11 protein-coding genes are annotated in these 10,859 nt (G+C 73.0%); 4 read left to right on the top strand and 7 right to left on the bottom strand.

Annotated features, from left to right (window positions below):
* Window positions 1–5: 5 nt before the first annotated feature.
* Genes M1R94_RS10225 through M1R94_RS10215 form a run of 3 tightly spaced genes read left to right on the top strand, consistent with a single transcriptional unit; the run spans window position 6 to window position 2,595 of the window.
* The gene (locus tag M1R94_RS10225) at window positions 6–596 is read left to right on the top strand and encodes a sigma-70 family RNA polymerase sigma factor (RefSeq protein ID WP_249381593.1); all 591 of its coding nucleotides are present in this window, start codon (window positions 6–8) and stop codon (window positions 594–596) included.
* A complete protein-coding gene (locus tag M1R94_RS10220; RefSeq protein ID WP_249381592.1) occupies window positions 593–1,828 on the top strand; it encodes a hypothetical protein in 1,236 nt (411 codons plus the stop codon). Before M1R94_RS10225 ends, M1R94_RS10220 begins: the two co-directional genes overlap by 4 nt.
* Window positions 1,829–1,869: 41 nt before the next feature.
* Window positions 1,870–2,595: an HAD family hydrolase gene (locus M1R94_RS10215; RefSeq protein WP_249381591.1), complete on the top strand. Its 726-nt coding sequence runs from the start codon at window positions 1,870–1,872 to the stop codon at window positions 2,593–2,595.
* A gap of 14 nt (window positions 2,596–2,609) precedes the next feature.
* On the opposite strand, the gene M1R94_RS10210 is transcribed toward M1R94_RS10215, so the two are convergent.
* From M1R94_RS10210 to M1R94_RS10195, 4 genes are all read right to left on the bottom strand, one after another.
* Window positions 2,610–2,945, bottom strand: coding sequence for an STAS domain-containing protein (locus M1R94_RS10210; protein WP_249381590.1), 336 nt, complete (start codon window positions 2,943–2,945; stop codon window positions 2,610–2,612).
* Window positions 2,946–3,095: 150 nt separating this feature from the next.
* A complete protein-coding gene (locus M1R94_RS10205; RefSeq protein WP_249381589.1) occupies window positions 3,096–3,869 on the bottom strand; it encodes a radical SAM protein in 774 nt (257 codons plus the stop codon).
* A 10-nt stretch (window positions 3,870–3,879) separates the two neighbouring features.
* Window positions 3,880–4,581 carry an anaerobic ribonucleoside-triphosphate reductase activating protein gene (locus M1R94_RS10200; protein WP_249381588.1) on the bottom strand — a complete coding sequence of 234 codons (702 nt, stop codon included), beginning with the start codon at window positions 4,579–4,581 and terminating at the stop codon, window positions 3,880–3,882.
* A complete protein-coding gene (locus M1R94_RS10195) occupies window positions 4,578–6,731 on the bottom strand; it encodes a ribonucleoside triphosphate reductase (protein WP_249381587.1) in 2,154 nt (717 codons plus the stop codon). Before M1R94_RS10195 ends, M1R94_RS10200 begins: the two co-directional genes overlap by 4 nt.
* A 223-nt stretch (window positions 6,732–6,954) precedes the next feature.
* Between M1R94_RS10195 and M1R94_RS10190 the strand changes: the two genes are divergently transcribed.
* The gene (locus tag M1R94_RS10190) at window positions 6,955–9,435 is read left to right on the top strand and encodes a DEAD/DEAH box helicase (RefSeq protein ID WP_374109459.1); all 2,481 of its coding nucleotides are present in this window, start codon (window positions 6,955–6,957) and stop codon (window positions 9,433–9,435) included.
* 52 nt (window positions 9,436–9,487) lie between these two features.
* Here M1R94_RS10190 and M1R94_RS10185 read toward each other — a convergent pair whose 3' ends face one another.
* Genes M1R94_RS10185 through M1R94_RS10175 form a run of 3 tightly spaced genes read right to left on the bottom strand, consistent with a single transcriptional unit; the run spans window position 9,488 to window position 10,706 of the window.
* Entirely contained in the window at window positions 9,488–9,928 is a 441-nt protein-coding gene (locus M1R94_RS10185) for an Rv3654c family TadE-like protein (RefSeq protein ID WP_249381585.1), read from the bottom strand.
* Window positions 9,925–10,242 carry a TadE family type IV pilus minor pilin gene (locus M1R94_RS10180; protein ID WP_249381584.1) on the bottom strand — a complete coding sequence of 106 codons (318 nt, stop codon included), beginning with the start codon at window positions 10,240–10,242 and terminating at the stop codon, window positions 9,925–9,927. Before M1R94_RS10180 ends, M1R94_RS10185 begins: the two co-directional genes overlap by 4 nt.
* A gap of 44 nt (window positions 10,243–10,286) precedes the next feature.
* Entirely contained in the window at window positions 10,287–10,706 is a 420-nt protein-coding gene (locus M1R94_RS10175; RefSeq protein ID WP_249381583.1) for a DUF4244 domain-containing protein, read from the bottom strand.
* Window positions 10,707–10,859 lie beyond the last annotated feature (153 nt).

Below are 10,859 nucleotides of genomic sequence, written 5' to 3'. Positions count from 1 at the left end.
AACCGATGGCTGCGTGGGAGGACTCCCTGGACGACCTGGTCCGCACCCGCGGCTCGGCGCTGGTCGGGTACGCGTACCTCCTGTGCGGGGACCGCCGCGAGGCCGAGGACCTCGTCCAGGACGCACTGGTCAAGACCTACTCCCGTGGGCGGGCCGGCCTGCGGGCGACCAACGTCGAAGGCTACGTCCGCCGGGCCGTGCTGACGACCTACCTGGACGGGTTCCGCCGACGGCGACGCTGGGCGGCGGTGCGCCACCTCGTCAGCCGGGACGACTCCTCCGCCGGTCATGAGGGCGTGACGACCGAGCGGCTCGACGTGCAGGACGCCCTGCGCTCGCTGGCTCCTCGTGAGCGGGCCTGCGTGGTGCTGCGCTTCTACGAGGACCTCACCGTCGCGGCCATCGCCGAGGAGCTCCTCGTCAGCCAGGGCGCGGTCAAGCGGTACCTGTCCGACGGGGTGCGGCGCATGGAGGCCCTGCTGGGCCCGCTGCCCACGGGCCCGACCGGGACCGAGGATGCCCAGCCGAAGGACTCGGCGGTCTCCACGACCACCAGCGAAGAGATCACCGTCATCACCGGGAGGACCTCACGATGAGCATCGACCTGGAGCGCGCGCTCCTGCAGATCGCCGGCTCGGTGCACGACGACGCCACCACGGCACGCATGTCCGGTCAGGTGCACCACATGGTCACCCGGATCCGGCGACGGCGGGCTGCCCGCCACACCGCCCAGGGCGTGGTCGGGGTCGCAGCGGTGGCCGCCGTCGTGCTCGCCGGCGCGCAGGGGCTGGGGGGCAGGGACACGGCCCTGGCGCCCTCGGCGACCGAGGAGCCGCAGCAGGAGGATCCGTCGAACGGGTCGGAGCAGGCGAGCGACCTGGAGACCTGCTTCCCGCTGGACCTCGCCGAGGGCGCTGGCATCGGTCTGACCGCCGGGGCCGAGGCGATCGCACCGGTCGCCCTGGGCGAGAACCTCGATGTCCAGCTGACCCTCACCGGCACCGGGGAGACGGCGACCGACATCAGCACCCTCACTCCCGAGATCGTGGTGACCCTCGACGGCCGTCCCGTCGGTGCGCGGAACGCGATGGAAGGGACCGACACCGTGGACGCGCTCGAGCCCGGGGAGACCCAGATCTACCGGGTGCTCCACAACCTCGCGGACTGCTCGGGGACGACCCTGCTCCCGCCGGGCGCCTACGAGGCCTACGCCGTCGGGCAGCGCGGAGACGACCCCGCCTCGATCTACCTGGGTGGACCCTGGCCGTTCTCCGTCCACGAGCGGTCTCCCGAGGAGGAGGCGGTCGTCTCGCTGACGGCCGACAGCGAGCGAGTCCTGGCCGAGATCCTCGCGAACCCCAACCCTGCGCCGTTCCCCGCGTGCGGGTCGGAGGTGTGGCTCGACGACGGACAGCCCCCGCTGCTGCTCGACCTCGACCTTCCCCCGGCGACCTACGCACCCGGGGCGGACGTCACCGGGAGGGTCACTCTGCGCACCACCGAGGAACGCCACGTGGTCGCCAGGACGTCGGTGCCGACCCTGGTGCTCGCCAAGGACGGTGTGGTCGTCGCCCGGAGTGTCGCCGACGACCTGACCGTCCTCACCGACCTGACTGCCGGCGCGACGTCGTCCCAAGAGGTCGAGGGCAGCCTGCACCTGTGCACCACCGAGCCCCGCTCCCTGCGGCTGCCGGCGGGCACCTACCAGGCGTACGGGGTGGTCGAGGGTGAGCTCACGGAGGTGACCTACCCCGACGGAACGACAGAGGGCCCCCTGGCAGGGCTGCTCGCCGCGAACTACATCCCGGCCGAGGTGGTCGTCGAGTAGCCCGACGCGCGAACCGGCGGCGCCCGGGTCGATACTGACGGGTGACCCCTGACACCAGCACCAGCACCGCGCACCCGGACGACAGCACGACACAGCCCGGCGTGGGCGCCGTCCTGTTCGACATCGACGGCACGCTCGTCGACTCCAACTACCTGCACGTGCACGCATGGGCGCAGGCGTTCGCCGAGGCCGGTCTGACGGTCGACTCCTGGCGGGTGCACCGCGCGATCGGCATGGGCTCGGGCCTCCTGCTCACCGACCTGGTCGGCCAGCAGGACGCCGACCGTCACGGCGAGGCCCTCAAGGATCGTCACGGTGAGCTCTACACGCAGCTCGCAGCGCAGCAGCGGGCCTTCGACGGGGCCCGCGAGCTGGTCCGCGCGGTGGCCGAGCGTGGCGCACGGACGGTCCTGGCGACCTCGGCCGGTCCGACCTCGCTCGAGCACCTGCGCGAGGTCCTCGACCTCGACGACGTCGTCACCGGGATCACCTCGGCGAAGGACGTCGAGCACGCCAAGCCTTCGCCCGACCTGGTCGAGGCGGCGCTCGAGATCGCCGGGGTGCCGCCCGAGCGGGCCGTCATGGTCGGCGACACGGTCTGGGACGTCGAGGCCGCGGCGCGGGCCGGGGTCCGGTGCGTGGGCGTGCTCACCGGGGGCAGCAGCGAGGCCGCGCTGCGCGAGGCGGGCGCGGTGGCCGTCTACCCCGACGTCGCGAGCCTGCTCGCCGACCTCGACCAGAGCCCGCTCGCCTCGACCTGGCGCTGAGAGCGGCGGCGGGACTACTCCTCGAGTGCGTCCGCGAGCGTCGAGTGGATGGTGAAGACCTGCGACAGCGCGGTGATCCGGAAGACCTTGAGGATGGTCTCCTGGTCGATCACCAGGCGCAGGTCACCGCCCAGGGTGCGCACCTTCTTCAGGGCACCGACCAGGACACCGAGCCCGGTCGAGTCCATGAACCGCACCGCGGTGAGGTCCACGACCAGGTCGGTGCTGTCGGCGTCGATCAGGTCGGAGAGCTCCTCCCGGAGGACCGGCGCCGTGTAGACGTCGATCTCACCACCGACCTCGACAACGGTACGGTCGCCGACGGCACGGCTCGTCACAGAGACGTCCACGGGTCCCTCCTTCTCGGTCGGTCCTGCACATTGAACCAAAGGTCTCGCCCATGCTCGTACGGGCTCGCCCGATGCACACCCTGAGAGAGTCGTGGGACGCCTGGCTTGCGTCGGTTTGCCCCCGTTGGTGATCGACCTGTGGCGGAGCTCTCAGCCCTCAGCGGGCCGAGCGGCCTCGATCACGTGGTCACGCACCCCCAGATCATGCAGGTGACGAGCCAGCTCGGCAAGGTCGGCCGGCCCCAGGAGCTGCGGGTCCGCCACGGTGCGCACCTGCAGTTCGACCCCGGCGTCCAGGGCCAGCCGCAGGCTCGCGAAGGCCTTGTGCGCGCTCGCACCGGCCCCGGTCGCCGCTCGGTACAGGCCTGCGGGGGCCTTGATGTCGAGCCACAGGCGGTCCACCAGCGGCAGCACGGCGGCGAGCCGCTGCGGGTAGGCCCCCGAGGTCCGCAGCCCCGTCGCCAGGCCCAGCTCGCGCAGCTGCATCAGCGCAGCGACCAGCCCGTCCTGACGGGTCGGCTCGCCCCCCGACAGCACGACGGCATCCACCCCGGCGGTGTCGCCGTCGGCCGACGCACCGCCCAGAAGGCCGGCGCGGACCTCGGCCCAGGGCACCGCCCCGCCGACCATCGGGTCGCGCAGCAGGGGCGTGGGGCACGCGGCGCACTGCCACGCGCAACCCTGCAGCAGCACCGTCGCAGGACGACGACCGCTCCACCCGAGCTCGCAGGTCGGCGACCACGCGGCGATCTCGAGCCCGTCGGCACCCTCCCGCGCCGGGCGGTCGGGCACCCGGAGCACAGTGGCGGGGGTCCGCGAGACCGTCGGGCCCAGGCGCGCCGCGCACGCCCAGCCCGCGGTCGTCACGGTCCGCTCCCCGAGGGGTGCGGCGGCGGGTGGCGGGGCCAGCAGTGTGCGAGACATGGGACCAGTCTCAGATCGCTGCGGACGACAGGTCCCGGACCAACGTCCTTCCGCCGCTGCGGAGCACCTCGTCGAGGGCTGCGGCGTACTCGGGCCGGGTGCCCTGCGGACGCACCTCCTGGAGCACATGGTCGGTGACACCGAGGGCGGCCAGCGCGCGACCCAGCCGGGAGACGTCGTCGGCCGAGAGCACGGTGGGGTCCACGGTCGTGCGGACCTGCACGGCCACCCCCGCGTCCAGGACCAGCCGCAGTGACCGCTCGACCGCCCGCGCGCTCGAGGCCACGCCCGTGACGGCCTGGTACAGATCTGCCGGCGCCTTGACGTCGAACCCGACCCAGTCGACCAGCGGCAGCACCGCCTCCAGGCGACGGGGGTACGCGCCGCCGGTGTGCAGACCGACCCCGAGCCCCGCGTCCCGGACCTCCCGCGCGGCCGCCACGAGCGCGGGCTGACGCGTCGGCTCACCACCGGAGAACACGACGCCGTCGAGCAACCCGTGGCGGCGCGCGATCAGGTCGCGCACCTCGCTCCACGCCACAGTGCCCGGGGTGCGCGGGTCGATCAGCTCAGGGTTGTGGCAGTAGGTGCACGCCCAGGGGCAGCCCTGCAGGAAGGCCGTCGCGACGAGCCGCCCCGGCCAGTCGCAGGTCGACAGCCGGGTCAGCCCGGCGATCTGCAGCTCCTCGGGCCGGGCCTGCCCGCCCCTCACACGAGGACCGGTTCGACCGGAGCCCGCACGGTCAGCGTCGGGACCACCGAGCCCTCCTGGAAGTGCGTGCGCTCGGCGTGCTCCCCCTTCTTGCCCACGTTGAACGAGCTGACCGGCCGGTGGTAGCCCATGACCCGGGTCCAGACCTCGCACTCGACCGGCGCTGTCCCGGGGTTCTCCTGGGCGCAGCGGGTGCATACGTGCTCCTCGCCCGGCAGGTACCCGTGGTTGGGGCAGATCGAGAACGTGGGGGTGATGGTGATGTACGGCAGGCGGAAGCGGGTCAGCGCACGGCGCACGAGCTCACGGCAGGCCTGGGAGCTCGACACCTTCTCGGCCATGTACAGGTGCAGCACGGTCCCGCCGGTGTACTTGCACTGCAGCTCGTCCTGCAGCTCGAGGGCCTCGAACGGGTCGTCGGTGAACCCGACCGGCAGCTGGGAGGAGTTGGTGTAGTACGGGTTGGTCTCGGTGCCTGCCTGGAGGATCCCGGCGTACCGCTTGCGGTCCTCGCGGGCGAACCGGTACGTGGTGCCCTCGGCCGGGGTCGCCTCGAGGTTGTACATGTGACCGGTCGACTCCTGGAACTCGACCATCCGGGCCCGCACGTGGTCGAGCACCCGGACCGCCAGTGCGTGACCCTCGGGGGTGCTGATGTCCTGCGTGTCTCCCGTCAGGTTGCGCACCATCTCGTTGAGGCCGTTGACCCCGATCGTCGAGAAGTGGTTGCGCAGGGTCCCCAGGTATCGCTTGGTGTAGGGGAACAGGCCCTCGTCGATGTACCGCTGGATGACCTTGCGCTTGACCTCGAGCGAGTCACGGGACAGGTCCAGGAGACGGTCGAGGTCACGCAGCAGGCCCGCCTCGTCGCCGCGGAACCGGTGCCCCAGTCGGGCGCAGTTGATCGTGACCACGCCGAGGGACCCTGTCTGCTCGGCCGAGCCGAACAGACCGTTGCCCCGCTTGAGCAGCTCGCGCAGGTCGAGCTGGAGCCGGCAGCACATCGACCGGATCTGGTGGGGCTCGAGCTCGGAGTTGATGAAGTTCTGGAAGTAGGGCAGGCCGTACTTGGCGGTCATCTCGAACAGCAGCGCCGCGTTCTCGCTCTCCCAGGGGAAGTCCTTGGTGATGTTGTAGGTCGGGATCGGGAAGGTGAACACCCGACCCGAGGCGTCACCAGCGGTCATCACCTCGATGTAGGCGCGGTTGATGAGGTCCATCTCGACCTGCAGGTCGCCGTAGGTGAAGTCGACCTCGGTGCCGTCGATCACCGGGACCTGCGAGCGCAGGTCCTCGGGGCAGGTCCAGTCGAAGGTGAGGTTGGTGAACGGCGTCTGGGTGCCCCACCGCGAGGGCACGTTGAGGTTGTAGACCAGCTCCTGGATGCACTGCAGCACCTGGTCGTAGGTGAGCGCGTCGATCCGCACGTACGGGGCCATGTAGGTGTCGAAGGAGCTGAACGCCTGCGCGCCGGCCCACTCGTTCTGCATCGTCCCCAGGAAGTTCACGATCTGCCCCACGGCTGAGCTCAGGTGCCGCGGCGGCCTCGCCTCGACCTTGCCCGGCACCCCGTTGAGGCCCTCGGTGAGCAACGTGCGCAGCGACCAGCCCGCGCAGTACCCGGCGAGCATGTCCAGGTCGTGGATGTGCAGGTCGCCGTCGCGGTGCGCGCGGCCGATCTCCGGCTCGTACACGTGCGAGAGCCAGTAGTTGGCCGTGACCTTGCCCGAGGTGTTCAGGATCAGCCCACCCAGGGAGTACCCCTGGTTGGCGTTGGCGTTGACCCGCCAGTCGCTGCGGTCCAGGTACTCGTTGATCGACGTCCCGACCTCGACCACGGTACGGGCGTCGTCGCGGAGCCGGGCGTGCTGCTCGCGGTAGGCGATGTAGGCCCGCGCGGTGGCCGTGCTGCCGTCCTGGAGCAGCACCTGCTCGACGAGGTCCTGGATGTGCTCGACCTGGGGGTAGGGCGCGCCCTCGACCCGCAGCCGTGCCGTCACGGCGTCGGTGAGCTCGGCGGCGCGCTCCGCGTCGAGCTCACGGGTCGCCGCGCCCGCCCGGGTGATCGCCGAGCGGATCCGTCCGGCATCGAAGCCCGCGGTCGCGCCGGAGCGCTTGAGGACACCTGCGGGCACGGTCGGGTGAGTCATCTGAGTTCTCCTCGCTGAATCCGGACGGACTACCGTCCAGGGGACACCGGCTCCCAGATGTAGTAGTTCCGCATCCCCGAGCCACAAGATGTAGTGATCCTGGCGGGATCGCGGCACCATCGCCTGGGACCTACGACCCGGGGGGTGCGGGGTCGGGCCACCCCGCACCCCCCCGGGGGCGGCAACCGGTCGCCGACAGGCGGGGTGACAGGATCAGCACGTGGTGGGCTCCGACGCGTTGCTCGACGTGCTGCTCGCGGGTGGACGCCGTGAGGAGCGGCTGACCCACGTCCGGCACCTTCCCGCCCGCGAGGGTCAGGTCACCGACTGGCCCACGTGGGCCGACCCGGCGCTCGTGCGCGGGTACCGGGCGCTGGGTGTCGAGAGGCCGTGGGTCCATCAGGTCCGGGCGGCCGACGCCGCATGGTCGGGACGTCACACCGTGCTGGCCACCTCGACCGGGTCGGGCAAGTCCCTGGCGTTCTGGCTCCCGGCCCTCACCGCGGTCCGGGCCGACGCCGCCGCCGGGCTGCTCGACCCCGGTCGCATCGAGTCCACCCGACGGCGCGGGTCGGTGCTCTACCTGTGCCCCACGAAGGCCCTCGCCGCCGACCAGCTCACCGGGCTCGACCGCCTGGTGAGCGCCTCGGGCACCGGCGACCTACGAGCCGCGACCTGCGACGGCGACACCGACCTCTCCGACCGACGGTGGATCCAGGACCACGCCGACGTCGTGCTGACCAACCCGGACCTGCTGCACTTCTCGCTGCTGCCCGGGCACCGCCGGTGGGTGCGGCTGCTGCGCTCGCTGCGGTTCGTCGTCGTGGACGAGAGCCACGCCTTCCGCGGGGTGTTCGGGGCGCACGTGGCCGCGGTGCTGCGGCGCCTGCTCCGGCTCGCCGCTCACTACGGGGCCGCGCCGACGGTCGTCCTCGCCTCGGCCACCACCGCGGACCCCGCCCAGAGCGCATCCCGGCTGCTGGGCGTCGCCGCCCAGGACGTCGTCGCGATCACCGACGACACCTCTCCCCGCGGTCGCAAGACCTTCGCCCTGTGGCAGCCACCCGAGCTCCCCGGGCTCGCGGTCCAGCCCGACGGGCTCGACACCGCCGACGACAGCACTGGCGCCGGTCTCGTGGGCGCTACCGGTCCCACGGGCGGGAGCGGGGCCTCCGTGGTGCGTGGCCCGACCACCCCCACGGCACCGACCCACCGGACGGCCACCGCCGAGATGGCCGACCTGCTGGCAGACCTCACCCTCGCGGGAGCCCGCACGCTGGCCTTCACCCGTTCCCGACGGGCCGCGGAGTCGGTCGCGAGCACGACGCGGGACCACCTGAACCAGGTGCGCCCGGGACTTGGCCGCTCGGTCGCGGCCTACCGCGGCGGGTACCTGCCCGAGGAGCGGCGCGCCCTCGAGGAGGGCATCCGCTCAGGGGCGCTGCGGGCGCTGGCCACGACCAACGCCCTCGAGCTCGGGGTGGACATCACGGGGCTCGACGCCGTGCTGATCGCCGGATGGCCCGGGACCCGGGTGTCGCTGTGGCAGCAGGCCGGCCGGGCCGGGCGCGCGGGGGCCGAGGGCCTGGTCGCCCTCATCGCCCGTGAGGACCCGTTGGACACCTACCTGGTCAACCACCCCGAGGCGATCTTCGACCGCCCGGTGGAGGCGACGGTCTTCGACCCGACCAACCCCTACGTCCTGGGCCCGCACCTGTGCGCCGCCGCCGCCGAGCTCCCGCTCCGTCGCGAGGACCTCGCGGTCTTCGGGCCCGGGACCGAGGAGCTGCTCGACGTGCTGGTCGAACGAGGTGCCCTGCGCCGCCGCTCCTCGGGCTGGTACTGGACCCACCACGAGCCGGCCGCGCGCCTGACCGACCTCCGCGGGTCGGGGGGCGACCCCGTGCGCGTCGTCGAGGGACGTACCGGCCGGCTGCTGGGCACCGTGGACGCCGGGGCCGCCGACTCGACCGTCCACCCTGGTGCGGTGTACGTGCACCAGGGCGAGACCTTCGTGGTCGAGGACCTCGACCTGGAGGGATCCGTCGCCCTCGTCCGTCCGCGCAGCGTGGACTACGGCACGTGGTCCCGATGGGTGACCTCGATCGAGATCCGGGGGGTTCGCGAGGAGCGGCACACCGGCCCGGTGACCTGGGGTCTGGGCACCGTGGACGTCACCACCCAGGTGATCAGCTACCAGCGCCGTCGGCTGCCGGAGATGACGGTCGTCGGAGGTGAGGTGCTCGACCTCCCGGCACGCACCCTGACCACCACTGCGGTGTGGTGGACGGCCCCGGCGTCGGTGCTGGCCGAGGCCGGGATCGACGAGGACGAGGCCCCGGGGGCGCTGCACGCCGCCGAGCACGCCTCGATCGGGCTGCTGCCCCTGCTCGCCACCTGTGACCGGTGGGACCTGGGTGGGGTCTCCACCGCCCTCCACGTGGACACCGGCTGCGCGACCGTGTTCGTCTACGACGGCCATCCCGGTGGGGCGGGCTTCGCCGAGCGCGGGTTCCACCTCGGCCGGACCTGGCTGCGCGCGACGCGCGACGCGATCGCGGGATGCACCTGCACGACCGGGTGCCCGGCGTGCATCCAGTCACCCAAGTGCGGCAACAGCAACAGCCCGCTCGAGAAGGCTGCCGCGGTCCGACTCCTCGACGCGGTCCTCGCGACGATGCCGGACGGCGCCGCGTCGAGGTGAGAGACCGCCTGGTCGACGCGTCAGGGGCGTGAGAGCGGTCAGGGCAGAGCGGTCAGGGCAGAGCGGCACGCGCCGAGGCCGGTCCGGCCCGCGCGGAGGCCGTGGCAGTCCCGACCACCGTGTCCCTGGCCACCTCGAGCTCCACGACCTCGCCGCTGCGGACCTCGCACCCCGTCAGGCGCGCCCTGTTCCGCGCGACCACCTCGGCCGCAACGGCGCACGCGGCGACGGCCGGGTCCTCGGTGCCCACCGTGGGTGCGGTCCCCCGCGTCACCCCTGGCGGGAGTGCGATCGTCCCCGCGGCGGCGAGTGCGGCCAGGTCGGCAGCAGACTGAGCACCCAGCCGGGCACGCTGCGCGGCGCCCAGGGTCCCCAGACCCGCAGCGAGCACCAGGATCACCGCGACGAGAGCCAGTGCCAGGACGGTGCCCGACCCCCTGTCGTCGCGCGCCTGCCACGCAGCACTGCCCAGGGCCGCCGATCGGCCGTTCACGGTTCGTCCCAGGCGGTGGCGGTTGCCGCCAGCCCCAGCAGACCGCCGGTGAACCAGGCCGGCGCCACCGCGCCCTCGACCGTGACCTCGACGAACGGTGGCTCTCGCCGGACGGAGACGACCACCGCGTCCCCGGCGACGCGACGAGCGACGGCGGCGACCTGGGCGTCGTCCTGACCGAGGGCGGCCACCCGGGCGCCGGCCCGGGCGCCGTCCGCGCACCGCAGCTGCACGGTGGTCGCCGCCGCGGTCACCAGCAGCACGGCGAGCAGCAGGACGACTGCGGGCAACGTGACAGCCAGCTCCGCGGTCACGGCACCGGAGTCCCCGCGCGGGAGGCGCCGCCGTCGCTCCACGCTCACACCGACAGCGCCCCGCGCACGATCCCGAGGAGCAGCCCGCGCACCTCGTCGCTGCGCAGGATCAGGATCAGCAGGCCGCCGAAGCCGGCGGCGGCGACGGTCGCGATCGCGTACTCGGCCGTGGCCATCCCCGCGTCGGCCGGGAGCACCCGCAGCCGTGGTGCGGCCCCTACCCTCGCGGGGCCGGACACCGGTCGCGAGCGGCTCGGCCGGCGGACCTGGGCTCGGTGCCGGCGCGGCGGGAGGACGATCGACCCCGGGGTGGTGCCGGACGGCCCGACGGGACCCTTCGCGGGATCACGACCCTCGAGGGGCGGGCGGTCCGGCACAGGGTCGCGGCCCTGGGCGGGCGCGTGCTCCTGGGCGGGGTCGTGGTCCTGGACGGGGTCGTGGTCCTCCAGCAGGGCTGTGGTCATGGTGGTCACCTCTCGTCGGGCCGAACCTTCCGGCCGATGGGTGCGCGACGTGCTGTCGCGCCCGACCACCGTCGGCCGACCGGTCACGAGGTGTCTGATCACACCGGGGCCCGGGTGGACGGCTCCCGGACGGCAGACCCTGTGGATCAGCAC

The sequence above is a fragment of the Actinotalea alkalitolerans genome, assembly GCF_023369855.1.
Taxonomy (GTDB): domain Bacteria; phylum Actinomycetota; class Actinomycetes; order Actinomycetales; family Cellulomonadaceae; genus Actinotalea.
The sequence above is the reverse complement of the archived record's forward strand: the minus strand, read 5'-3'. Positions and strand labels throughout refer to the sequence as shown.